The following is a 23105-nucleotide window of genomic DNA, read 5'->3' as shown; positions in this document are numbered from 1 at the left end:
CTTTGCCCAGGTCTCGCCCGTCCGTACGAGTGGCACGAGGCACACGAGGGCACCGCGATCTGTGACCGGAGGAGTGCAGTGGCAGCCAGCGACCGGGCGGCGTCGTCCGGAAAGTCCGGGCAGGGATCCGGTAACGAAGCGCTGATGCGTGCCGCGCTGAGCGCGGTCGCGCCCGGTACGGCCCTGCGCGACGGCCTTGAGCGCATCCTCCGCGGCAACACGGGCGGACTGATCGTGCTGGGCATGGACAAGAGCGTCGAGGCGATGTGCACCGGCGGCTTCGTCATAGACGTGGAGTTCACCGCCACCCGGCTGCGCGAGCTCTGCAAGCTCGACGGCGCCCTGGTCCTCGACAAGGACATCAGCAAGATCCACCGGGCCGGGGTCCAGTTGGTCCCGGACGCGTCCATCCCCACCGAGGAGACCGGCACCCGCCACCGCACCGCGGACCGGGTGAGCAAACAGTGCGGTTTCCCGGTCGTCTCCGTGTCCCAGTCGATGCGCCTGATCGCGCTGTACGTCGACGGGGAGCGCCGGGTGCTCGAGGAGTCGGCGGCGATCCTGTCCCGCGCCAACCAGGCCCTGGCGACCCTCGAGCGGTACAAGCTGCGCCTCGACGAGGTCGCCGGAACGCTCTCCGCGCTGGAGATCGAGGACCTGGTGACGGTCCGTGATGTCACGGCGGTGGCGCAGCGGCTGGAGATGGTCCGGCGGATCGCCACGGAAATCGCCGAGTACGTGGTGGAGTTGGGCACCGACGGGCGGCTGCTCGCCCTCCAGCTGGACGAGTTGATCGCGGGCGTGGAGCCGGAGCGCGAACTGGTCATCCGGGACTACGTCCCCGAGCCCACGGCGAAACGCTCCCGCACCGTGGACGAGGCGCTCGCCGAGCTGGACAGGCTCACCCACGCCGAGCTGCTGGAACTGCCCATCGTGGCGCGAGCCCTGGGCTACAGCGGCTCCCCCGAGTCCCTCGACTCCGCGGTCTCGCCGCGTGGCTACCGGCTGCTGGCGAAGGTGCCGCGACTGCCCGGCGCGATCATCGAACGGCTGGTCGAGCACTTCGGCGGTCTGCAGAAGCTGCTCGCGGCGAGCGTCGACGACCTCCAGGCGGTCGACGGCGTCGGCGAGGCCCGCGCCCGCAGCGTTCGCGAGGGCCTCTCCCGTCTCGCCGAGTCGTCGATCCTGGAGCGGTACGTCTAGGGCGTGCCTAGTGCGGTGACCGGGAGGGTTCACCGGCTCGCGACGCTCACCAGCTAGCTCCCCCAGCTACCGCTGGGGGAGCCGCGAGCTTCCCGGCAAACCTTTCCGGCCACAGCACTTGTGCGGTGACCGGCCCGGGCCGTCAGTCCTTCTCGAGGACGAACGACGCCCGAACCACCGGGCGGCCCTGAGTCTTCGCCTCCACCAGATAGGTGCCGGGAGCGGCCGTGTCCGCGGGGGGTGTGGCGCACTGGGGGGCGCTGTGCCGGCGGTCCCACTCCACCGTGTGCGCGATCGTCGACCCCGCCGGAACCTTCAGCAACAGACTGTCGGAACTCTTGGGGCAGTCGGCCGACGACCACATCGCGTCGTCGGCTTCCGCCTCGGTGATCGTGAGCACCGCGGCCTTCGGCCCGAAGTCCGCCTTGCAGGTGGTGCCGGAGATGTTGGTCGCGACCAGCTGGAACGTGGGCCTCTCGTCCGGGCCGTATGCGTTCTTGACGCTGCGCAGCGACAGGCGCAGCGCGCCGGGGGTGCAGTCGGGGAGCCCGGAACCGGGTGACACCGGCTGCCCGGCCGCGGCACCGCTCACTGTCCCGTCGGCGCCCGAACCGGCCGTGCCCGTACCGCCGTTGTCCGCGTTGCCCGTACCGGTGCCGTCGTCCCCGTCCGTGCCGGCCGTGTCGCCGCCGGTGCCGCCGTCCGACGAGCCGGACTCGTCTCGACCACCCGGGGCGCCGGTGATGGCGGTTCCAGAGCGGGAGGGACCCGGGGTGATGGACGTCGCCGGGCCGGAACCCTTGGCATCGTCCTTGTCCCCGCCACCGCCACCGGAACCGACGGCCCATGCGGTCAGCAACGCGAGCAGCGCGAAGAAAGACAGCGCTACTGCCCTCCGTCGCCAGTAGATGGAGGAGGGGAGCGGCCCGACCGGATTGCGCAGAGATCCCACGCACCGAACTGTACGAGAGATCGGCGCCAACTCCGGCCACCCAGGCCATCCGTGCGTCAACTTTTGCGGATCATCATGCCGGTTCGGGGTTCTGGAAGGGCGGCGAACGCGGAACGTCATCCTCTGGCCGTCATTCATACTGTGCGTCACCATGGACAGTTCAGAGATCTACCGAGACATCACCGACTTCGCGCACACCCTCCCGTCATGGGTGCAACGGCTCGCCGAGATATGGACGGAGGCCGGACTCCTTTTGTTCGGCGCCCTGTTCGTGGCCGCGTGGTGGCGTTCGCGCCGCGCGGACTCCCGGGCCGTGGCACTGGCGGTGGTCGCTCCGCTCGCGACCGCCGTCGCCTATGTGTGCAGCGAGTTGCTGAAGTCGGCCGTGGACGAGGAACGTCCGTGCCGTGCGGTCGCGGGGGCAGCGGCGTCCCTCGTGCCGTGCCCGCCCGTCGGGGACTGGTCCTTCCCCAGCAACCACTCCGCCATCGCGGGCGGCGCGGCCGTCGCGCTGGCCCTGGCCTGGCCGCGGATCGCCTCGCTCACCGTGCCGATGGCGCTGCTGATGGCGTTCTCTCGGGTCTTCGTGGGGGTCCACTATCCGCACGACGTGGCGGCGGGTCTGGTTCTGGGCGCGATCGTCTCGTTCGCCGCGGTCAGGGCACTGACCGGGCCGGTCCGCGGAGTTGTCGGCTCGATGCGCTCCGGTGGCGGTTCCTTCGCGACGTGGCTCGCGGGGCCGGGCGCCGGCAGCTGATTTCCGCGCCTCGGGGTGGGCCTGGAGTCGCCCTCTACGCGTGCCCCTTATGGTCGATGGCGGTTTCCGTGCCAGGATCGGAAGTGCCATGACTGCGACGACTGCCTCCGCCTCCCCGACCGCCCCCTCCCCCGCCGCCCTTCATGACCCCGTCATCGGATGGTTCGGTGAACACGCCCGTGACCTGCCCTGGCGCCGCCCCGAGGCGGGCGCCTGGGGGGTGATGGTGAGCGAGTTCATGCTCCAGCAGACCCCGGTCAGCCGAGTGCTCCCGGTGTACGAGCATTGGCTGGCCCGCTGGCCGCGCCCCGCCGACCTGGCCGCCGAGCCGTCCGGCGAGGCGGTCCGCGCCTGGGGCCGGCTCGGCTACCCGCGCCGTGCGCTGCGGCTGCACGGCGCGGCCGTCGCCATAACGGAGCGGCACGGCGGCGACGTACCGGCCGATCACGCACACCTGCTCGCCCTGCCCGGCATCGGCGAGTACACGGCCGCCGCCGTGGCCTCCTTCGCCTACGGACAGCGGCACGCGGTCCTCGACACGAATGTCAGAAGAGTGTTCGCCCGGGCCGTCACGGGTGTGCAGTACCCGCCGAACGCCACCACCGCCGCCGAGCGGAAGCTGGCCCGTTCCCTGCTCCCCGAGGACGAGCAGACCGCCGCACGGTGGGCCGCCGCGTCGATGGAGCTCGGCGCACTCGTCTGCACCGCGAAGAACGAGGACTGCTCGCGCTGTCCGATCTCCGCGCAGTGCGCCTGGCGGCTGGCCGGTAAGCCGGCCCACGAAGGCCCGCCGCGGCGCGGGCAGACGTACGCCGGTACGGACCGCCAGGTGCGCGGCAAACTGCTGGCCGTACTGCGCGAGGCTGTGGAACCCGTGCCGCAGGCCGTGCTCGACGCGGTCTGGGACGAGCCGGTGCAGCGGGCCCGTGCGCTGGACGGGCTGGTCGCGGACGGACTGGTCGAGCCTCTCGCGAACGGCGTGTACCGGTTGCCGCACACCTCTGTTACATAACCGATGGACAGCCGTGCGTACTTCTACGGCTTGCGCGGACAGCGCCGTGACAACCGATCCGTAACTTCGTGCCCCGTAAGCAGTGCTCACTGCTTGGCAGACGGGGACGGAGGCGGTTCGGCATGGCGCACGGCGAGGTGCTCGACTTCGAGGAGTACGTACGCACTCGGCAGGAGGCGCTGCTGCGCAGTGCCCGCCGGCTGGTGCCGGACCCGGTCGACGCACAGGACCTGCTGCAGACCGCGCTGGTCCGTACGTACGGCCGCTGGGACGGCATCGCCGACAAGCGTCTCGCGGACGCCTATCTGCGGCGCGTCATGATCAACACGCGTACGGAATGGTGGCGGGCCCGCAAGCTGGAAGAGGTCCCCACCGAGGAGCTGCCCGACGCCAGCGTCGAGGACGGCAGCGAGCAGCGCGCCGACCGCGCGTTGCTGATGGAGGTCCTGAAGGTCCTGGCACCCAAGCAGCGCAGCGTGGTCGTGCTGCGACACTGGGAGCAGATGAGCACGGAGGAGACGGCCGCGGCCCTGGGCATGTCGGCCGGCACGGTCAAGAGCACCCTGCACCGGGCCCTCGCGCGGCTCCGGCAGGAACTGGAGAGCAGAGAGCCGGTCGGCCGGGCGGCGGAGCGCTCGGGGCACGAAGAACGGGGGCGGGAGCGGTGCGCGGCCTAGGCGGCGTCATACACGGCCGGAGAACACGGGCGGCGGGCACGGCGGCAGCCGGCCTCGCCGCCTTCGGGCTGCTGCTCACAGGCTGCGACACGGGCGGCACGGGCGCGCGTGACGAGGGCCCGGCCCGTACGGAGAAGGCCGCGCAGTCCTCCCCCGGCCCCGCCGCGACCGTCGCGGTGCAGCCCGCCGAGCGGGTCGACCCGGTGAAGCTGATCAGTAACGACCCGCGGGCGAGCCGGCAGATCAAGCGCGATCTCAAGCCGTGCAACGAGAACGAGTACCCGGTCGACGTGTCCTACGGGAAGGTGACCGGCTCGGCCGCCGAGGACGTCGTGGTCAATGTGATGACCTGCGGCGGGGTAGGCGTCGGCACGTATGTGTACCGCGAGACCGGTGACACGTACCAGAATGTGTTCGCCGCCGAGGAGGCCACCGTCTACGCGGAGATCGACCGTGGCGACCTGGTGGTGACCAAACAGGTGTACGCGAAGGGCGACGACCCGGCATATCCCTCCGGCGAGGACGTGATCACGTACCGCTGGGTGGGTACCGCTTTCATCGAGCACGCCAGGGTGCACAACCGATACAGCAAAGCGGTCAACGGCGCGGGCGGGGACTCCGGCGCGCCCGCCACGACGAAGAACTGAGAGCAACGGGATGGCCGAGACCCACGTTCTGTTCGTCGAGGACGACGACGTCATCCGCGAGGCCACCCAGCTGGCGCTGGAACGCAACGGCTTCGTGGTGACCGCCATGCCCGACGGCCTTTCGGGCCTGGAGGCCTTCCGGTCCGACCGGCCCGACATCGCCCTGCTCGATGTGATGGTGCCGGGACTGGACGGGGTGAGCCTGTGCCGTCGCATCCGGGACGAGTCCACCGTGCCGGTGATCATGCTGTCCGCGCGTGCCGATTCGATCGATGTGGTGCTCGGCCTCGAGGCCGGTGCCGACGACTATGTGACGAAGCCCTTCGACGGTGCCGTGCTGGTCGCCCGGATCCGGGCTGTACTGCGGCGCTTCGGCCACGCGGGCGGACCGGCCGCGGGCGAACAGAGCGAGCGACCCGAGCGCGGTGTGCTGGCCTTCGGGGACCTGGAGGTCGACACGGAGGGCATGGAGGTACGCAAGGCGGGGGCGCCGGTGGCGCTGACGCCGACCGAGATGCGGCTGCTGCTGGAGTTCTCGTCCGCGCCCGGCACCGTACTCTCCCGCGACAAGCTCCTGGAGCGGGTGTGGGACTACGGCTGGGGCGGTGACACCCGCGTGGTGGACGTCCATGTCCAGCGGTTGCGTACGAAGATCGGACAGGACCGGATCGAGACCGTCCGTGGCTTCGGCTACAAACTGAAGCCGTGATGCGGCTGGTCCTGCGCACGGGCGTCCGCTGGAAGATCGCCATGGCGATCGCGGCCGTCGGCGCTCTGATCGCGGTCGCGCTGAGCCTGGTCGTGCACAACGCGGCGCGTGTCTCGATGCTCGACAGCGCGCGCGACATGCAGCTCGACCGGGTCACGTTCGCGCTGCGCATCTACGAGAGCACCAAGACGCCGCGCTTCGGCGCCAGGCTCAACGACCCCGCGCTGCCCGAGGAACTCAAGGAGAAGACCGAGCAGGGCCGGCGCGCCACCTATGTGGAGGAACGGCCGGGCGAGGTGCCCCGCATCTGGGCCGCCGTACCGGTCAACAACGGAGTTCTCTCCCTCCAGTCGCGGTTCACCGACCGTGGCGCCGCGGTCCTGAAGGATCTCGACCGGGCCTTGGTCATCGGCTCGGTCTCGGTGGTCTTCGGCGGGTGCGCGCTGGGCATCCTGATCGGCGGCCGGCTCTCGCGCAGGCTCCGCAAGGCCGCCGCCGCGGCGGGCAGGATGGCGCAGGGTCATACGGAGGTACGGGTCCGGGACGCCGTCGGCGGTGTCGTACGGGACGAGACCGACGAACTGGCGCGGGCCGTCGACGCGTTGGCGGACGCCCTGCAGGAACGGCTGGAGGCGGAGCGCCGGGTCACCGCCGACATCGCGCACGAGCTGCGCACCCCGGTCACCGGGCTGCTCACCGCCGCCGAGCTGCTGCCGCCGGGCCGGCCCACCGAGCTGGTACGGAACCGGGCGCAGGCCATGCGCACACTCGTCGAGGACGTGCTGGAGGTGGCCAGGCTCGACGGCGCCTCGGAGCGTGCCGAGCTGCAGGAGATCGCGCTCGGCGAGTTCGTCGGCCGTCGGGTCACCGTGCTGAACCCGGACGCGACGGTCCGCGTGGTGCACGAGGCCCGGGTCAGCACCGATCCGCGCCGTCTGGAGCGCATCCTGGGCAATCTGCTGGTCAATGCCGCCAAACACGGCAGGGCGCCGGTCGAGGTCAGCGTCGAGGGCCGGGTGGTGCGGGTCCGCGACCATGGCCCCGGCTTCCCGGAGACGCTGCTGCGTGAGGGCCCCAGCCGCTTCCGCACGGGAAGCAGCGACCGCGCGGGCCACGGGCACGGCCTGGGCCTGACCATCGCGGCCGGCCAGGCCCGGGTGCTCGGGGCCCGGCTGACCTTCCGCAACGCCACCCCGCGCAACGCGGACACCACCGGCGCCCATGGCGGCGCGATCGCCGTGCTCTGGCTGCCGGAACACGCACCGACCAGCACCGGCAGCTACCCGATGCTGCCGGTGCCGGATCTCCCGGCGTAGTGCTGCGACCGGAAAGGCTTGCCGGGAAGCTCGCGGCTCCCCCAGCTACCTGAGGTGCCCCCAGGCGCAATGCATCGCAAGGCGGAGCATCGCAGCTCGTACTAGTGCCGCGACCGGCAACGTTTGCCCGTCAAGGAGCGGCGTCCGGTGCGTGCGATCGCAAGGCGGCCGAAGGCCCTCGTAGCAGCGCTACTTGGGTTTTCGGCCAACGCAGCGAGCGTGCGTGCCGGACGTCGCGACGGGGCAAACGTTGCCGGGAGGGGTACTAGGCCGTACTCGCGCGATGCGACAACGATGGGGGCACCTCCCGTGCCCGAAGGGCTACGGGGGAGAAGAGCCGTGCCTGGGGGCACCGCTGGGGGCACCGCTGGGGGCACCGCTGGGGGCACCCCCAGCGGTAGCTGGGGGAGGTAGCTGGGGGAGCGTCGCGAGCCGGTGAACCTTTCCGGTCGCTAGTGCCGCGCAACGTCTGCCCGTCAGGAGCAGCGTCCGGTGCGTGCGATCGCAAGGCGGCCGAAGACCCTCGGAGCAGCGCTACTCGGGTCTTCGGCCAACGCAGTGAGCGTGCGTGCCCAGGGGCTCCCCCAGCAGCAGCTGGGGGAGCGTCGCGACGGGCAGACGTTGCCGGGAGTGGCCCTAGGCCGGACAGGCCTGGTGGGGACGGCCGCTCAGACCCCGGACGGGCTCGGCGCCGCCGCTGCCTCGTCCTCCGCCTTCACGTCCGGCGACTGCGGACCCGAGCCGCGCAGCGGGACCTCCTTCACGAAGAAGGCCGCCAGGAAGCCGACCACGGCGAACACCGAGCCGAGCAGGAACGCCGTGTGGGTACCGGAGGACACCGCGTACTGGTAGGCCTCGCGCACCGCGTCCGGCAGCTTCGCGAGGCTCGCCGCGTCCAGCTGCGCCGAATGCTGGGTGGCCCCGGCAGCCGCCGCTCCGCCGCGTGCGGCCATCTCCTCCTGGACCCGGTCGGTGAACAGGGCGCCCATGACCGACACTCCGAAAGAGCCGCCGAGGGTACGGAACAGCGTGGTCGAGGAGGACGCGACGCCCATGTCCTTCATCTCGACGCTGTTCTGCGCAACCAGCATGGTGATCTGCATCAGGAAGCCCATGCCGGCACCGAGCACGGCCATGTAGACCCCGGAGGTCGTCCGCGAGGTGCCGGTGTCCATCTGAGCCATCAGGAAGAGCCCCACGACCATCAGCGCGCCGCCGACGATCGGGAAGATCTTGTACTTGCCGCTCTGGGTGGTGATCCGGCCGGCGATAAGCGAGACCACCATCATCGACAGCAGCATCGGCAGCAGGAGCAGGCCCGAATTCGTCGCGGACGCGCCCTGGACGGACTGCTGGTACAGCGGCAGGAACACCATCGAGCCGAACATCGAGAAGCCGGTCAGGAAGCCGATCACCGACATGAGGGTGAAGTTACGGCTGCGGAAGATGTGCAGCGGCATGATCGGATCGGCCGCCCTGGTCTCCACGAAGACGAAGCCGATGAGCGCGGCGACGCCGAGCGTGATCATCGACAGGACGACGGCGGAGCCCCAGGCGTACTCCGTGCCGCCCCAGGTGGTGACCAGCACGATCGCGATGATGCCCACGGTCAGCAGCGCGGCACCGAGATAGTCGATGCTGCCCTGCGACCGCTCCTTCTTCGGCAGGTGCAGTACGGCCGTGACAGCCGCGAGCGCGACGGCGCCCAGCGGCAGGTTGATGTAGAAGCTCCAGCGCCAGCCGAGGTGGTCGGTGATGGTGCCGCCGACCAGGGGGCCGCCGATCATGGCGAGCGCCATGACTCCGGCCATCATGCCCTGGTACTTACCGCGTTCCCGGGGCGGCACCAGATCACCGATGATCGCCATGACACCGACCATCAGACCGCCCGCGCCGAGTCCCTGCACGGCCCGGAAGCCGATCAGCTGGTTCATGTCCTGGGCCATGCCACTGAGCGCGGAACCGATCAGGAAGATCACGATCGAGGTGAGGAACACGCCCTTGCGGCCGTACATGTCGCCGAGCTTGCCCCAGATGGGCGTGGAGGCGGCGGTGGCCAGGGTGTAGGCGGTGACGACCCAGGAGAGGTGTTCCATACCGCCGAGTTCGCCGACGATGGTCGGCATCGCGGTACCGATGATCATGTTGTCGAGCATCGCGAGCAGCATCGCGATCATGAGCGCGAGGAGTACCACCCGCACGCTCCGCGGCTGCGGCTCCGCCTGTTTGTCCGCCCTCTGCTCGTCGGCCTTGGCTACGGCCATCGTCCCTACTCTCCCTGCACTTACTTGCCGCCCGGCTAGTTACTAGACTGGGGGACAGTAGACGTCTTACTTGCCGGGCGTCAAGTAAGTTTCCGGGAGAGTGCGATGACCAGAGGCAACACCCGTCAGCGGATTCAGGATGTCGCCCTGGAACTCTTCGCCGAGCAGGGATACGAGCGGACCTCGCTGCGAGAGATCGCCGAGCGGCTCGAGGTCACCAAGGCGGCGCTCTACTACCACTTCAGGACCAAGGAAGACATCGTCGTCAGCCTCTTCAAGGACCTGACCAGGCCCATCGACGAGCTGATCGAATGGAGCAAGCAGCAGCCGCGCACCCTGGAGATCAAGCGGGAGATCCTGTGCCGCTACCAGGAGGCGCTGAGCGCCGCGGCCCCGCTGTTCCGCTTCATGCAGGAGAACCAGGCCACCGTGCGCGAGCTGAGCATCGGCGAGACCTTCAAGGAGCGCATGATCGCCCTGATCGAGCTCGTTCAGGAACCGGGCTCCTGCATGACCGACCGGGTCCGCTGCATCAGCGCGCTCTTCACCATGCACGCCGGCATGTTCTTCACGCAGAACGTGGAAGGCGACCCCGAGGAGAAGCGTGAAGCCATCCTCGAGGTCGCCATCGATCTGGTGACGCAGGCGCACCACCGCAGTCAGAGTCAGACCGAGACGCCGTGGGCGCGCAGGAACGAGACCGGGTTGACCGCGGAGCCGTAGTTCGGGGTCGTACGTACCTCGAAGTGCAGGTGCGGGCCACTGGAGTTGCCGGTGTTGCCCGACAGGCCGATCTGCTGGCCCGCTTCCACGGTCTGGCCGACGTGGACCTTGATCTTCGACAGGTGCGCGTACTGGGTGTACGTGCCGTTGCCGTGCTTGATCACGATCGCGTTGCCGTACGCGGGGCCGTCACCGCCGCCGTTCGGACCGGCCTTGACGACGACTCCGCTGTGCGCGGCCTTGACCGGCGTGCCGGTCGGAACGGCGAAGTCCTGGCCGGAGTGCTTGTGCGACCACATACCGCCGGACTGCGCGAAGCTCGCGCTCAGCGCGTAATGGTCGACCGGCTTGGTCCAGCCCGTCACGCCGGCCTTCGCCGCGGTAGCGGCCTTGGCCTGCACCTCGGCCTGCTTGGCCACCGCGGCGGCCGGGGTCATCGGCGCGGCTTCGACAGGCCCGCCCGCAGCGAACGCCGCGCCGGTCCCGAGCACCACCGAAGCACTCACGCCGGCGACGGCCACAACGGCGGCACGGGTACGGGACATGGACTTCTTGGAGCTGCGGAACGTGAAGCGCTTCGACATACGGGCTGACCTCCGGGGCATGAACTGGCCCGGCACGTTTGCGCCGGGCTGGCCACACCTTGGTAACCCGAACGGACCAAAACGCCCAAATACCCCATCTACTACCCAAAGCCGTAAGGGCAGGGTGGGCAAATAGTCCGACTAGGGCACATTCCCTCTAGTTCCCCTAGTAAGTGATCTGGCCCACGTGTGCTGTATCACCGCCACCGGGACCAAGGTCCGCCCGTATCAGGACCTTTGACCGGCCACTGCTTTTCGACGTCGACGGCGCAGCCCCGGCTCGGGCTCGCACTGCTGTCGGGCCGGCTGTTCGGCCGGCTCCAGTCAGAGACCCTGCCCGTGGCCACGCTGTTCGCGCTGACCTGTCCGGGCTGCGGCGAGCAGGGCGAGGTCCGTTGGTGGAACTGGATGTGGCAGCCCCCTCGCCCGTCTCCTGTTGGGCGCTGACCGCCGCCTGCCTTGCGATCGGGGCCGCGGCCTTCGCGGCCACCCCGTGGCGAACACGCGCCCGGCTCAGCAGGGCGCGGCCGACACTCCGGCCCATGCCGGGCCGACAGGATGCACCACCTCGCGCAAAAGGGGCTGCCCCGGACCATATGGAACGGTCCGGGGCAGCCCCTTCAGGTGGAGCGCTTACGCGCCCTTGCTCAGGTTCGGGCCGGTGCTGCCGCCCGTGGTGGACTCGATGGCGGGGACGTCCGGCAGGGCCGACTTCTCCTCGCCGCGGAAGGTGAACTTCTTGTCCTCACCCTCGCCCTCGGTGTCCACGACCACGATGTGACCGGGGCGCAGCTCGCCGAAGAGGATCTTCTCGGAGAGCACGTCCTCGACCTCGCGCTGGATCGTCCGGCGCAGCGGCCGGGCGCCCAGGATGGGGTCGTAGCCCTTCTTCGCCAGGAGGAGCTTCGCGTCCTGGCTGAGCTCGATGCCCATGTCGCGGTCCTTCAGGCGCTCGTCCACCTTGGCGATCATCAGGTCGACGATCTGGATGATGTCTTCCTCAGACAGCTGGTGGAAGACCACCGTGTCGTCGACACGGTTGAGGAACTCCGGCCGGAAGTGCTGCTTGAGCTCTTCGTTGACCTTGGCCTTCATCCGCTCGTAGCCGGTCTTGACGTCACCCTGGGCGGCGAAGCCCAGGTTGAAGCCCTTGGAAATGTCCCGGGTCCCGAGGTTGGTCGTCATGATGATGACCGTGTTCTTGAAGTCCACGACCCGGCCCTGGGAGTCGGTCAGGCGACCGTCCTCCAGGATCTGGAGAAGGGAATTGAAGATATCGGGGTGGGCCTTCTCGACCTCGTCGAAGAGGACGACGGAGAACGGCTTGCGGCGCACCTTCTCGGTGAGCTGGCCGCCCTCTTCGTAACCCACGTATCCGGGCGGGGAACCGAAGAGACGGGAAACCGTGTGCTTCTCGCTGAACTCCGACATGTCGAGGGAGATCAGCGCGTCCTCGTCGCCGAAGAGGAATTCGGCGAGCGTCTTCGACAGCTCGGTCTTACCGACGCCGGACGGGCCGGCGAAGATGAACGAGCCACCGGGGCGCTTCGGGTCCTTCAGACCGGCGCGGGTACGCCGGATCGCCTGGGACAGGGCCTTGATGGCGTCCTTCTGGCCGATGACGCGCTTGTGGAGCTCGTCCTCCATGCGCAGCAGCCGGGAGGACTCCTCCTCGGTGAGCTTGAAGACGGGGATGCCGGTGGCCGTGGCCAGGACCTCGGCGATCAGCTCCTCGTCCACCTCGGCGACGACGTCCATGTCGCCGGCCTTCCACTCCTTCTCCCGCTTGGTCTTGGCGGCGAGGAGCTGCTTCTCCTTGTCGCGCAGGGAGGCGGCCTTCTCGAAGTCCTGCGAGTCGATCGCGGACTCCTTGTCCCGGCGGACACCGGCGATCTTCTCGTCGAACTCGCGGAGGTCCGGCGGCGCGGTCATCCGGCGGATACGCATCCGGGAACCGGCCTCGTCGATCAGGTCGATCGCCTTGTCCGGCAGGAAGCGGTCGGAGATGTAGCGGTCGGCCAGGGTGGCGGCGGCGACCAGCGCGGAGTCCGTGATGGAGACGCGGTGGTGCGCCTCGTAGCGGTCGCGCAGGCCCTTGAGGATCTCGATGGTGTGCGGCAGCGACGGCTCCGCGACCTGGATCGGCTGGAAGCGGCGCTCCAGCGCGGCATCCTTCTCCAGGTGCTTGCGGTACTCGTCGAGCGTGGTGGCACCGATGGTCTGGAGCTCACCGCGGGCGAGCATCGGCTTCAGGATCGACGCGGCGTCGATCGCGCCCTCGGCGGCACCCGCACCGACCAGCGTGTGCAGCTCGTCGATGAACAGGATGATGTCGCCGCGGGTGCGGATCTCCTTGAGGACCTTCTTCAGGCGCTCCTCGAAGTCACCGCGGTAGCGGGAGCCGGCGACCAGGGCACCGAGGTCGAGGGTGTAGAGGTGCTTGTCCTTGAGGGTCTCGGGCACCTCGCCCTTGACGATGGCCTGGGCCAGTCCCTCGACGACCGCCGTCTTGCCGACGCCGGGCTCGCCGATGAGGACCGGGTTGTTCTTGGTGCGGCGGGACAGCACCTGCATGACCCGCTCGATCTCCTTCTCGCGCCCGATGACCGGGTCGAGCTTGGATTCGCGGGCAGCCTGGGTGAGGTTGCGGCCGAACTGGTCCAGGACGAGCGAGGTCGAGGGCGTACCCTCGGCCGGGCCGCCTGCCGTGGCGGCCTCCTTGCCCTGGTAACCGGAGAGCAACTGGATGACCTGCTGCCGCACCCGGTTCAGATCGGCGCCCAGCTTCACGAGGACCTGAGCGGCGACGCCCTCGCCCTCGCGGATCAGGCCGAGCAGGATGTGCTCCGTACCGATGTAGTTGTGGCCCAGCTGAAGGGCCTCGCGGAGCGAGAGCTCCAGGACCTTCTTGGCGCGAGGAGTGAAAGGAATGTGACCGGACGGAGCCTGCTGCCCCTGACCGATGATCTCCTCCACCTGCTGGCGGACCGCCTCGAGCGAAATGCCGAGGCTCTCCAGGGCCTTAGCGGCGACACCTTCACCCTCGTGGATAAGACCCAGGAGGATGTGCTCGGTGCCGATGTAGTTGTGGTTGAGCATCCGGGCTTCTTCCTGAGCCAGGACGACAACCCGCCGCGCGCGGTCGGTGAACCTCTCGAACATCGTTAATCGCTCCTCAGAGCGGTCAGTCAGTTAGGGGTCGATCCCCTCCCTGTCCTTCCGCAGCTTAGTCCCGCAAGCGGGGACCGCTCATTCCAACTGCCGACACCCGTCGTTGGCCTCCTGACCCGAACGCCGACATCTGTCCCAACCTGATGGTGCGAGACGATGTTCCCGCAGGCCAGGCAGTTACCCTCGCCGGCACTACGCCGATGGCGAACGTGAGACCGGCCAGGCCCGCGTGTCGTCCCTCCCCACTAGGAATGTCTTACCCGTAAGCACTGACACTCCATGCCGCGCGCACTGGTTCCCTCCGCTACGGGCGAACACTCTTGCGCCCCCGAACGCGTCGGCGCGCGCCCCGCGCGACCACGGATCGCATGCCTTCGAGTGCCCAGCGTGACCAACCCGCCTCTTCCGGAGTTTCTCCGTGCATGGCCTCCTCCGTACCCGTCCCCCGCACACCGCCGGAAGACGGCGGCGGCGTCACGCGGTGGTACGAGCGCGAGCTCGGCTGGGCGGTGACCGAAGGACCGCCGCCGCAGCTGGTCACCGGGGTGCGGTTCGACGTACTGGAACTGCCGGCGCCCGCAGGGGTCGCGCTGCTCGGCAGGATCGGCTCCGGCGCCGGACCGGTCGCCCTCGTGGGGCGGGGGGCGTTGCAGCGTATGCAGCTGCTGGTGGCCGCGGGATGCGCCGACGAGCTGCCCGGACTGCTCGAATGGCTCCAATGGGGCGGGATCGCTCTGGACCTCACGGCGATCGGTGCCGGCGGACGGATCATCGCCCCGGTACCACCCGGCCGCCCGGACCCCTGTTCACGGGGGGCCGCCGTATGGCTGCGCCCCCCCGAACCGCGACACGAGGTGGAGCCGGCGCTCCCCTCCGTTTCCCCCTTGTGCGGGCGTGGCGCCGGATCCAGGGGCAATGGCGCCCCTGACCTCGTACGTCTTGTGGACGCGGCGGCGACGGAGTGCCACCGGGCCCGGTTGTTCCGCGCGAAAGCCGCGGGAAATCAGACGTTGGCCTTCTCGTAGGCCTCGCGGATCTCAGCCGGAACACGGCCGCGGTCGTTCACGTTGTAGCCGTTCTCCTTGGCCCACTTTCGGATCTCGGCGGTGTCCTTGCTGGGGGTCGCGACGCGCACCTTGCCCCGGCCGCCGGCCGCACGGCCCCCGGCACGGCGAGCGGCCTTCACATAGTCCGCGAGCGACGCGCGGAGCTTGTCCGCATTGGCGGCCGTGAGGTCGATCTCGTACGTCTTTCCATCCAGCGCGAACGTCACCGTCTCGTCAGCCTCGCTGCCGTCGAGGTCGTCGACAAGAAGGACCTGAACCTTCTGTGCCACCGGATTCCCTTTCATCGAAAATGCAGTACGCGGAAAGGAAACCGCTTTTCCCGGGAAAACACAAACCCCCGGCAGAGGTTCAGGGCCGCAAGAACACGGGAAACATACGCGATTCGGACATAGGGATCCGGCAGGCTTCCGGTGCGCTTCCCGCCGCTCTTCCGGCGATCACAGGTGCAGAAGCATCCGGCTGTTGCCCAAGGTGTTCGGCTTCACTCGTTCGAGACCAAGGAACTCGGCGACGCCCTCGTCATAGGAACGCAGCAGCTCGCTGTAGACATCTGTGTCGACCGGGGTCTCTCCGATCTCCACGAAGCCGTGCTTCGCGAAGAAGTCGACTTCGAAGGTCAGGCAGAATACCCGGCGCACACCGAGCCAGCGTGCCGTCTGCAGCAACTTTTCCAGTACCCGATGACCGACACCCGCACCCTTGAAGTCGCGGTCCACGGCGAGAGTGCGCACTTCGGCGAGGTCTTCCCACATCACATGCAGTGCGCCGCAGCCGACCACCCGGGCATCCGCGTCGCGTTCCGCGACCCAGAACTCCTGGATGTCCTCGTAAAGCGTCACCGTTGCTTTGTCGAGCAGGATCCCCGCAGGTACGTACGCGTCCAGGAGTCGGCGAACGGCGGGCACATCACTGGTCCTGGCGCGACGGACGGTGACGGCATTTGCCGGGGGATCGGTGAGCCCGGGAAGCTGCGTAGACATGACTGGACGCTATCGCCCCGGACCGGTGGCGCCGCCATCGCCCTCTTCCGGAACCTCTTCCACCGCGTCTTCCGGGCGCTCGGGCCGGACGATCCGGATGGCGTCCTGAAGTGCCACGCGCTGCTCGGGCGACATCATGCCGAAGAACGCGACCAGGGCCGCGGCGGGGTTGTCGCTCTGCGCCCACGCCTCGTTCATCAGTGCGGCCGCGTAGGCGGCCCGGGTGGAGACGGCCGTATATCGATAGGCGCGGCCCTCGACTTCCCTGCGCACCCAGCCCTTCTGATGGAGATTGTCCATTACCGTCATGACGGTGGTGTAGGCGATGGACCGTTCCTGCTGAAGGTCCTCCAGCACTTCCCGGACCGTGACCGGACGGTTCCACTGCCAGACGCGCGTCATCACGGCGTCTTCCAGTTCTCCCAATTGGCGTGGCACAACAGCACCATAGTGCTTATTCGGGATAAAGGGCAGCAAAAAGGACGTACGGCATCAAATCAGCCGCACGCCCTTGGTTTGCGGGCCGCTCGGATGTTCAGGCGTCGCCGGCCTCCGGAGCCGTCTGACGGGCGGACTCGGCGCGGGACAGCGCCGCGTCGACGACCGCGTCCTCCTTGGCCTTGTTCGGCCCACCCTGGCTCTTGACGATCGTCACGACGAGGACGGTGAAGAAGATTGCCATCACCACAGGGGGCAGAAGCGCGGAAACGTAGTCCATGCCGTCCAGAGTAGCTATCCTGCGGCGCGCCGCCCCGAAGGGGGCGCCGGACTGCGGCGCGGCGGGAAGACCTCGGCCGGCGTCGGGACAGGACGGCCGGGCACCGGACGCGCCGCGGGGCCGGAGGGCCTCGCCGGCTTCGCGGGCTGCGGCTGCCGGGTCACGGGCCGGTCCGCGGCCGCACGTCCGCCGGGCAGCGCCAGCAGCCGTGTGCGCCGGGCCGTCGACCTCTCGGGTCCGGTCCGCCCGGATCGCTCCGCGAGCATCCGGAGGCGCTCCAGCAGCACCGCCGCACCCGGACGGTGCCTCGAGGTCCGCAGTGCCGCGAGATCACCGGGGCCCGGCACAAGGCCGGCCGCCAGGACGTCCTGGAGCAGCTCCAGATAGCCACTGGCGGAGCCGGGCAGGGCGTTCCGGTACCGGGCGAGGTCGGCCGGCAGAAGGGCCCGCGTACGGCCCTCCCCCAAGCTCTCGGTTCCTCCCCCGCTCTCGGCTTCTCCCCCGAGCTCTCGACTTCGCTCGAGCAGGGGGGACCCCCATGAGCGGGGGGACCCCCATGAGCGGGGGGGACCCCCACCGCGTGCCGCCTCGTCCACGGACTCGGCGAGCCGCAGACAGTCCTGGACGTCCTGGTCGGGAACAGTAACGGGAAGGGAGTGGAGGGCATGGGCGAGGGCGCGCCGGAGCACACACAGCTCGGCTGCGCTGAACGCGATGCCGCCACGGGGTCCGTAGGGCGTGGGCATGAGCCGACAATAAGCGCTAATCGGACAAAAATGGTTTATCCGCGCATGGGTGGGCGCGGCGGAGCCGTGTCCGGCCCCGTGCGGCCCCTCACATGCGGGAGACGTTGCGCTCGTAGACCAGGCGCAGGCCGATCAGGGTGAGCCAGGGCTCGTGCTCGTCTATCGCCGAGGATTCGCCCAGGACCATCGGGGCCAGGCCGCCCGTCGCGATCACGGTCACATCGTCCGGGTCGTCCGCCAGCTCGCGCTTCATGCGCTCCACGACCCCGTCGACCTGGCCCGCGAAGCCGTACACGATGCCCGCCTGCATGGCCTCGACCGTGTTCTTGCCGATCACCGCGCGCGGGCGGGCCAGCTCGATCTTGCGGAGCTGCGCGCCCTTGACGCCGAGGGCCTCGACCGAGATCTCGATGCCCGGGGCGATCACGCCGCCCGCGTACTCGCCACGGGCCGACACGGCGTCGAACGTCGTCGCCGTACCGAAGTCGACGACGATCGCGGGACCTCCGTAGAGCTCGACCGCCGCGACCGAGTTGACGATGCGGTCCGCGCCGACCTCCTTCGGGTTGTCCACCAGGATCGGCACACCAGTCTTGATGCCCGGCTCGACGAGCACCGCGGGAACGTCGCCGTAGTAGCGGCGGGTCACCTCGCGCAGCTCGTGCAGCACGGACGGGACCGTGGAGCAGATCGCGATGCCCTCGATGCCGTCGCCCAGGTCCTCGCCGAGCAGTGGGTGCATGCCCATCAGGCCGTTGAGCAGCACCGCCAGCTCGTCGGCGGTGCGGCGCGGGTCCGTGGAGATGCGCCAGTGCTCGACGATCTCCTCGCCGTCGAAGAGACCGAGGACGGTCTGGGTGTTGCCTGCGTCGATGGTGAGCAGCATCAGTCCTCGACCTCTCGGAGGTCGAGGCCGATGTCGAGGATCCGGGAGGAGTGGGTCAGCGCGCCGACCGCGAGGTAGTCGACGCCCGTCTCCGCGTAGGCGCGTGCGTTGTCGAGGGTGAGCCGGCCGGAGGACTCGAGAATCGCGCGGCCCTTGTTGTGCTCCTTGTTGAGGATCACGGCCTCGGCGGTCTCCATGGGCGTGAAGTTGTCCAGCAGGATCAGGTCCGCGCCGGCGTCCATGACCTCGCGGGCCTGGTGGAGGGTGTCCACCTCGACCTCGATCGGCAGCTCGGGAAACCGCTCACGCACGGCCTTGAACGCCTGCGTCACGCCTCCCGCGGCGACCACGTGGTTGTCCTTCACCAGGGCCGCGTCCGACAGCGACATACGGTGGTTGACGCCGCCGCCGCAGCGCACCGCGTACTTCTCCAGCGCGCGCAGGCCCGGGGTCGTCTTGCGGGTGTCGCGGACCTTGGCGCCGGTGCCCTCCAGCACGTCCGCCCACGCACGCGTGGCGGTCGCGATCCCGGACAGGCGGCACAGGATGTTCAGCGCGCTGCGCTCACCGGTGAGCAGATCGCGGGTGCGGGCGGTGACGGACAACAGCTTCTGTCCCGCGTCGACCGTGTCGCCGTCCTCGACGTGCCGCTCCACCGCGAATTCCTCGGTGCAGACGATCGACAGCACGGCCTCGGCGATCCGCAGACCGGCGACCGTGCCGGCCTCACGGGCGGTGAAGTCGCCGGTGGACACCGCGTCCTCGGGGACGGTCGCGACGGTCGTCACGTCCACGCCGCCGTCGAGGTCCTCCTCGACGGCCAGGTGCGCGATGTCCTCGACCTGTACGGGGTCCAGGCCCGCGTCGGCGAGCAGCTGCGCGAGGGATGGGTCGAGACCGCACTCGTACACTTCGCCCTCCCCGCAGCCACAGGCGTCGCCGCAGCCGCCGGCACCCGCGGACGGGTCGGGGGCACCGATCTGGATCAGCGGTACGTCCACCGGCTGGGGACGGCTTTCCTCGGGCGTACTCACGGTTACTGCTCCCTGGGGGCTTCGGGGGTTACGGGCGGAAATTCTGCGGTGCCGGTTCGGCGGACCACCAGCCGCCGATCGGAGGTGAGACGCGCGATCAGGTGACGACGCCAGGTGTCGTCGTCGCGCTCGGGGCGGTCCTCGCGCCAGTGGCAGCCACGGGTCTCCTCACGTTCCAGGGCGGCGGCCACCAGGACGCGGGCGACACAGAGGAGATTGGTCGTCTCCCAGGACTCGGTGCCGGGCTCGGCGGTCTTGCCGAAGTACTCCTCCACTGCCTCGAGGTGCAGTGCCTCGAGGCCGTCCGCCGCGTCGTCGAGGCTCTGGGCGGACCGCAGCACCCCGGCGTCCGCGCTCATGATCCGCTGGATCTCGGCGCGCTTTTCGGGCTCGATGAGGGGCAGCACCGAAGGGGGCCCGGGAACGACCGGCACGCCGTCGCGATGCGGCCCGAAGGCGGCGATCTCCGCGGCGATGCGCTCGGCGAACACCAGGCCCTCCAGGAGGGAGTTGGACGCCAGCCGGTTGGCGCCGTGGACGCCCGTGCAGGCGACCTCGCCGCAGGCGTACAGACCGGGCACGGTGGTACGGCCATGCAGGTCGGTCCGGACACCGCCGGAGGCGTAGTGGGCCGCCGGGGCGACCGGGATCGGCTGGGTCACCGGGTCGATGCCATGGGCGCGGCAGGCGGCGAGGATGGTGGGGAAACGGCGCTCCCACATCTCGGCGCCGAAGTGACGGGCGTCCAGGTACATGTGCTGGGCGCCCTGCTCGCGCATGCGGCGCATGATGCCCTTGGCGACGATGTCGCGGGGCGCCAGCTCGGCGAGCTCGTGCCGGCCGAGCATGAAGCGGACGCCGTCGCCGTCGACGAGGTGGGCGCCCTCGCCGCGTACCGCCTCGGAGACCAGCGGCTGCTGGCCCTCCGCGTCGGGGCCCAGGAACAGCACCGTGGGGTGGAACTGCACGAACTCGAGATCGGAGACCTCGGCGCCGGCCCGCAGCGCGAGGGCCACACCGTCACCGGTGGAGACGGACGGGTTGGTGGTGGCCGAGAAGACCTGGCCCATGCCGCCGGTGGCAAGAACAACCGCCGGCGCGTGCACCGCGCCGACACCGTCGTGCCGGCCCTCACCCATGACGTGCAGGGTGACACCGGCAGTGCGGCCCTCGGCGTCCTTGAGGAGGTCGAGGACCAGGGCATGTTCGACGGTGCGGATTCCGGCGTCGCGTACCGCCTCGACCAGGGCGCGGGTGATCTCCGCGCCGGTGGCGTCGCCGCCGGCGTGCGCGATACGGCTGCGGTGATGGCCGCCCTCGCGGGTCAGCGCGATCTCGCCGACGGCGTTCCTGTCGAACTCGGCGCCGCTCGCGATGAGGCGGCGTACCGCGTCCGGGCCCTCGGTGACCAGCGTCCGTACGGCCGTCTCGTCGCACAGCCCGGCGCCCGCGACCAGAGTGTCGTTCAGGTGCTGCTCAGGCGTGTCGCCCTCGCCGAGGGCCGCGGCGATGCCCCCCTGCGCCCAGCGGGTGGAGCCGTCGTCGAGGCGCGCCTTGGTGACCACGACGGTCTTCAGGCCGGCCGCGGAACAGCGCAGCGCCGCCGTCAGGCCCGCGACGCCGGAGCCGACGACCACCACGTCGGCTTCGACGGCCCAGCCGGGTGCGGGGGCGCTCAGCCGTATTCCGGTCAATTGAGGGCTCCGAAGGTCAGGGGAATGTTGTCGATCAGGCGGGTCGAACCGACCCTGGCGGCGACGGCCAGGATCGCCTCGCCGGTGAAGTCGTCGGGGGCTTCGGTGAAGTCGGACGCGTCGACGAGCGCCAGGTAGTCCAGCGTGAGCGGCGGCTCGGCCTTGGCGGCCTCGTCGAGTACGGCATGTGCGGCTGCCCGCACCTCGGCGGGCCCGCAGCGTCCGGCGGCCGCCACCGCGTGGGCGTCGGCCGCCTCGCGGGCCTCACCTAGCGCGGCGAGGGCGGCGGCGCGGGCGGGCCCGGCCGCCGTCATGGTCTCGGCTCGGGCGTGCAGGGCCTCCTGGGCGGCGAGCCGGTCGCGGGCGGCGAACAGCGCGCGGGGGAGCGCCAGGGCGGTACGGCGCTCGTCGGCCGACAGGTAGCGGTTGCGGCTGGACAGGGCCAGACCGTCGTCCTCGCGGACGGTCGGCACGCCGACGATCTCGACGGGGAAGTTCAGATCCCGCACCATGCGCCGGATCACGGCGAGCTGCTGGGCGTCCTTCTGCCCGAAGAAGGCCACATCGGGCTGGGCAAGGTGGAGCAGTTTGGCGACGACGGTCAGCACGCCGTCGAAGTGGCCGGGCCGGGAGGCGCCTTCGAGCAGGGTGCCCATCGGGCCCGCGGTGATACGGACCTGCGGGTTGCCGCCCGGGTACACCTCGTCGACGGACGGGGCGAAGACGGCGTCGGCGCCGGACCGTTCGGCGATCACGAGGTCGGCGTCCAGGGTGCGCGGATAGCGGTCGAGGTCCTCGCCCGCGCCGAACTGCAGCGGGTTGACGAAGACGGTGACGACGACGAAGCCCTTGCGGCCGACGTGCTCGCGCGCGGCTCGGATCAGTGTGGCGTGTCCCTCGTGCAGCGCGCCCATGGTCATGACGACGGCGGTGCGGCCCGTGGGGCCCCGGTGGTCGAGAAGGTAGCGCAGGTCGTCGCGCGTGGGGACGAGTTCGAATCCGTGGCTCATCGGTCTCCTCCGCCGGTGCACCCGTCCGTGCGCGCCTCGTCCGCGAGTACGCCCAGCAGGTCTTCGGCCAGTTCGGGCTTGAGCAGGCCGTGGACGAGTGCCCTGTCGGCAGTCGTACGGGCCATCGCCAGGTACCCGGCGACGGTTTCCGGCGCGTGCTTGCGCAGCTCCGCGACATGCGCGGCGACCGTGCCCGAGTCGCCGCGCGCGACCGGGCCGGTCAGTGCGGCGTCACCGGAGCGCAGTGCGTTGTCGAGGGCGGCGCCGAGCAGCGGGCCGAGCATCCGGTCCGGGGCGGCGACCCCGGCCGTACGCAGCAGTTCCATGGCCTGGGCGACCAGGGTGACCAGGTGGTTGGCGCCGAGGGCGAGTGCCGCGTGATAGAGCGGGCGGGCCTCCTCGGCGATCCATTCCGGCTCGCCGCCCATCTCGATGACCAGCGCCTCGGCCGCGAGCCGCAGCTCCTCGGGCGCGGTGACCCCGAAGGAGCAGCCGGCCAGCCGCTGGACGTCGACCGAGGTGCCGGTGAAGGTCATGACGGGGTGCAGCGCGAGCGGCAGCGCCCCTGCCCGCAGCGCGGGCTCCAGCACCCCCACGCCGTACCGCCCCGAGGTGTGCACCAGCAGCTGCCCCGGCCGGATCGCACCGGTCCCGGCGAGTCCCTCGACCAGCCCCGGCAGTACGTCGTCGGGGACGGTGAGCAGCACCAGTTCGGCCCGCTCCAGGACCTCGGCCGGCGGCACGACCGGCACATCGGGCAGCAGCGCGGCCGCGCGGCGCACGGACGCGTCGGAGACCGCGGAGACCGCGATCGGGCGGTGCCCGGCGAGCTGGAGGGACGCGGCGAGGGCGGGGCCGACCCGGCCCGCTCCGACGACCCCGACCGTGAGCCGGGCGGGGCGGTCTCTCGGGTCGAGGGGCTCCTTGGATGGTGATGCGTTCACGCGGCGACGGC

23 protein-coding genes are annotated in these 23105 nt (G+C 70.0%); 9 read left to right on the top strand and 14 right to left on the bottom strand.

Annotated elements, in window-relative coordinates:
- The first annotated feature begins 78 nt into the window (after positions 1–78).
- The gene (disA, locus tag ABD858_RS18055; RefSeq protein WP_345038713.1) at positions 79–1203 is read left to right on the top strand and encodes a DNA integrity scanning diadenylate cyclase DisA; all 1125 of its coding nucleotides are present in this window, start codon (positions 79–81) and stop codon (positions 1201–1203) included.
- A 142-nt stretch (positions 1204–1345) separates the two neighbouring features.
- Here the strand turns inward: disA and ABD858_RS18050 are convergent, their stop codons facing one another.
- The gene (locus ABD858_RS18050; protein ID WP_345038710.1) at positions 1346–2155 is read right to left on the bottom strand and encodes a hypothetical protein; all 810 of its coding nucleotides are present in this window, start codon (positions 2153–2155) and stop codon (positions 1346–1348) included.
- Between the two features lie 151 nt (positions 2156–2306).
- Between ABD858_RS18050 and ABD858_RS18045 the strand changes: the two genes are divergently transcribed.
- From ABD858_RS18045 to cseC, 6 genes are all read left to right on the top strand, one after another.
- On the top strand, positions 2307–2912 hold the full coding sequence (locus ABD858_RS18045; protein WP_345038708.1) for a phosphatase PAP2 family protein: 606 nt from the start codon (positions 2307–2309) through the stop codon (positions 2910–2912).
- 88 nt (positions 2913–3000) lie between these two features.
- Positions 3001–3924 (top strand): HhH-GPD family protein, encoded by a 924-nt coding sequence (locus tag ABD858_RS18040; RefSeq protein WP_345038706.1) that lies wholly within the window; start codon positions 3001–3003, stop codon positions 3922–3924.
- A 122-nt stretch (positions 3925–4046) separates the two neighbouring features.
- Complete coding sequence (locus ABD858_RS18035) at positions 4047–4601, top strand: SigE family RNA polymerase sigma factor (protein ID WP_345038704.1); 555 nt, start codon at positions 4047–4049, stop codon at positions 4599–4601.
- On the top strand, positions 4589–5248 hold the full coding sequence (locus ABD858_RS18030) for a hypothetical protein (RefSeq protein WP_345038702.1): 660 nt from the start codon (positions 4589–4591) through the stop codon (positions 5246–5248). Before ABD858_RS18035 ends, ABD858_RS18030 begins: the two co-directional genes overlap by 13 nt.
- Positions 5249–5258: 10 nt before the next feature.
- Complete coding sequence (cseB, locus tag ABD858_RS18025; RefSeq protein ID WP_345038700.1) at positions 5259–5957, top strand: two-component system response regulator CseB; 699 nt, start codon at positions 5259–5261, stop codon at positions 5955–5957.
- Positions 5954–7273 carry a two-component system sensor histidine kinase CseC gene (gene cseC / locus ABD858_RS18020; RefSeq protein WP_345038698.1) on the top strand — a complete coding sequence of 440 codons (1320 nt, stop codon included), beginning with the start codon at positions 5954–5956 and terminating at the stop codon, positions 7271–7273. Before cseB ends, cseC begins: the two co-directional genes overlap by 4 nt.
- 668 nt (positions 7274–7941) lie before the next feature.
- Here cseC and ABD858_RS18015 read toward each other — a convergent pair.
- The gene (locus ABD858_RS18015; protein WP_345038696.1) at positions 7942–9537 is read right to left on the bottom strand and encodes an MDR family MFS transporter; all 1596 of its coding nucleotides are present in this window, start codon (positions 9535–9537) and stop codon (positions 7942–7944) included.
- A gap of 105 nt (positions 9538–9642) precedes the next feature.
- On the opposite strand from ABD858_RS18015, the gene ABD858_RS18010 reads away from it, so the two are divergent.
- The gene (locus ABD858_RS18010; protein ID WP_345038694.1) at positions 9643–10260 is read left to right on the top strand and encodes a TetR/AcrR family transcriptional regulator; all 618 of its coding nucleotides are present in this window, start codon (positions 9643–9645) and stop codon (positions 10258–10260) included.
- Here the strand turns inward: ABD858_RS18010 and ABD858_RS18005 are convergent.
- Positions 10203–10844, bottom strand: a complete 642-nt coding sequence (locus ABD858_RS18005) for a M23 family metallopeptidase (RefSeq protein WP_345038691.1) — start codon at positions 10842–10844, stop codon at positions 10203–10205. The genes ABD858_RS18010 and ABD858_RS18005 overlap by 58 nt on opposite strands.
- Before the next feature lie 633 nt (positions 10845–11477).
- A complete protein-coding gene (locus tag ABD858_RS18000) occupies positions 11478–14006 on the bottom strand; it encodes an ATP-dependent Clp protease ATP-binding subunit (RefSeq protein WP_345038689.1) in 2529 nt (842 codons plus the stop codon).
- A gap of 431 nt (positions 14007–14437) precedes the next feature.
- Between ABD858_RS18000 and ABD858_RS17995 the strand changes: the two genes are divergently transcribed.
- Positions 14438–15040 (top strand): SCO3374 family protein, encoded by a 603-nt coding sequence (locus ABD858_RS17995; RefSeq protein ID WP_345038686.1) that lies wholly within the window; start codon positions 14438–14440, stop codon positions 15038–15040.
- Here ABD858_RS17995 and ABD858_RS17990 read toward each other — a convergent pair.
- From ABD858_RS17990 to ABD858_RS17945, 10 genes are all read right to left on the bottom strand, one after another.
- Positions 15019–15351 (bottom strand): histone-like nucleoid-structuring protein Lsr2, encoded by a 333-nt coding sequence (locus ABD858_RS17990; RefSeq protein ID WP_345038684.1) that lies wholly within the window; start codon positions 15349–15351, stop codon positions 15019–15021. The genes ABD858_RS17995 and ABD858_RS17990 overlap by 22 nt on opposite strands.
- Before the next feature lie 168 nt (positions 15352–15519).
- Positions 15520–16062 carry an amino-acid N-acetyltransferase gene (locus ABD858_RS17985; RefSeq protein ID WP_345038682.1) on the bottom strand — a complete coding sequence of 181 codons (543 nt, stop codon included), beginning with the start codon at positions 16060–16062 and terminating at the stop codon, positions 15520–15522.
- Positions 16063–16071: 9 nt separating this feature from the next.
- Entirely contained in the window at positions 16072–16500 is a 429-nt protein-coding gene (locus ABD858_RS17980; protein WP_345038681.1) for a BlaI/MecI/CopY family transcriptional regulator, read from the bottom strand.
- Between the two features lie 97 nt (positions 16501–16597).
- Complete coding sequence (locus tag ABD858_RS17975; protein ID WP_345038680.1) at positions 16598–16780, bottom strand: hypothetical protein; 183 nt, start codon at positions 16778–16780, stop codon at positions 16598–16600.
- A gap of 14 nt (positions 16781–16794) precedes the next feature.
- A complete protein-coding gene (locus tag ABD858_RS17970; RefSeq protein ID WP_425586333.1) occupies positions 16795–17496 on the bottom strand; it encodes a hypothetical protein in 702 nt (233 codons plus the stop codon).
- Between the two features lie 118 nt (positions 17497–17614).
- A complete protein-coding gene (locus ABD858_RS17965) occupies positions 17615–18412 on the bottom strand; it encodes a type III pantothenate kinase (RefSeq protein WP_345038675.1) in 798 nt (265 codons plus the stop codon).
- The gene (nadC, locus tag ABD858_RS17960) at positions 18412–19446 is read right to left on the bottom strand and encodes a carboxylating nicotinate-nucleotide diphosphorylase (protein WP_345038673.1); all 1035 of its coding nucleotides are present in this window, start codon (positions 19444–19446) and stop codon (positions 18412–18414) included. The genes ABD858_RS17965 and nadC overlap by 1 nt, the downstream gene beginning before the upstream one ends.
- 2 nt (positions 19447–19448) lie before the next feature.
- Positions 19449–21140 (bottom strand): L-aspartate oxidase, encoded by a 1692-nt coding sequence (locus ABD858_RS17955; protein ID WP_345038671.1) that lies wholly within the window; start codon positions 21138–21140, stop codon positions 19449–19451.
- On the bottom strand, positions 21137–22150 hold the full coding sequence (gene panC, locus ABD858_RS17950; RefSeq protein WP_345038669.1) for a pantoate--beta-alanine ligase: 1014 nt from the start codon (positions 22148–22150) through the stop codon (positions 21137–21139). The genes ABD858_RS17955 and panC overlap by 4 nt, the downstream gene beginning before the upstream one ends.
- Complete coding sequence (locus tag ABD858_RS17945) at positions 22147–23094, bottom strand: Rossmann-like and DUF2520 domain-containing protein (RefSeq protein WP_345038667.1); 948 nt, start codon at positions 23092–23094, stop codon at positions 22147–22149. Before ABD858_RS17945 ends, panC begins: the two co-directional genes overlap by 4 nt.
- Between the last annotated feature and the right edge of the window lie 11 nt (positions 23095–23105).

Origin of the sequence: Streptomyces sannanensis (assembly GCF_039536205.1) — a bacterium.
Classification (GTDB): Bacteria; Actinomycetota; Actinomycetes; order Streptomycetales; family Streptomycetaceae; genus Streptomyces; species Streptomyces sannanensis.
Note: the sequence above shows the minus strand (reverse complement) of the source record. Positions and strands in the feature narration are given on the sequence as shown.

Coding starts and splice junctions, on each gene's coding strand:
- ABD858_RS18005 (WP_345038691.1), bottom strand. CDS start 10,844: ATGTCGAAGCGCTTCACGTTCCGCAGCTCCAAGAAGTCCATGTCCCGT.
- ABD858_RS18010 (WP_345038694.1), top strand. CDS start 9,643: ATGACCAGAGGCAACACCCGTCAGCGGATTCAGGATGTCGCCCTGGAA.
- ABD858_RS18035 (WP_345038704.1), top strand. CDS start 4,047: ATGGCGCACGGCGAGGTGCTCGACTTCGAGGAGTACGTACGCACTCGG.
- panC (WP_345038669.1), bottom strand. CDS start 22,150: ATGAGCCACGGATTCGAACTCGTCCCCACGCGCGACGACCTGCGCTAC.
- ABD858_RS18040 (WP_345038706.1), top strand. CDS start 3,001: ATGACTGCGACGACTGCCTCCGCCTCCCCGACCGCCCCCTCCCCCGCC.
- ABD858_RS17985 (WP_345038682.1), bottom strand. CDS start 16,062: ATGTCTACGCAGCTTCCCGGGCTCACCGATCCCCCGGCAAATGCCGTC.
- ABD858_RS17965 (WP_345038675.1), bottom strand. CDS start 18,412: ATGCTGCTCACCATCGACGCAGGCAACACCCAGACCGTCCTCGGTCTC.
- ABD858_RS18045 (WP_345038708.1), top strand. CDS start 2,307: ATGGACAGTTCAGAGATCTACCGAGACATCACCGACTTCGCGCACACC.
- ABD858_RS17975 (WP_345038680.1), bottom strand. CDS start 16,780: ATGGACTACGTTTCCGCGCTTCTGCCCCCTGTGGTGATGGCAATCTTC.
- ABD858_RS17995 (WP_345038686.1), top strand. CDS start 14,438: ATGGCCTCCTCCGTACCCGTCCCCCGCACACCGCCGGAAGACGGCGGC.
- cseB (WP_345038700.1), top strand. CDS start 5,259: ATGGCCGAGACCCACGTTCTGTTCGTCGAGGACGACGACGTCATCCGC.
- ABD858_RS18000 (WP_345038689.1), bottom strand. CDS start 14,006: ATGTTCGAGAGGTTCACCGACCGCGCGCGGCGGGTTGTCGTCCTGGCT.
- ABD858_RS18015 (WP_345038696.1), bottom strand. CDS start 9,537: ATGGCCGTAGCCAAGGCCGACGAGCAGAGGGCGGACAAACAGGCGGAG.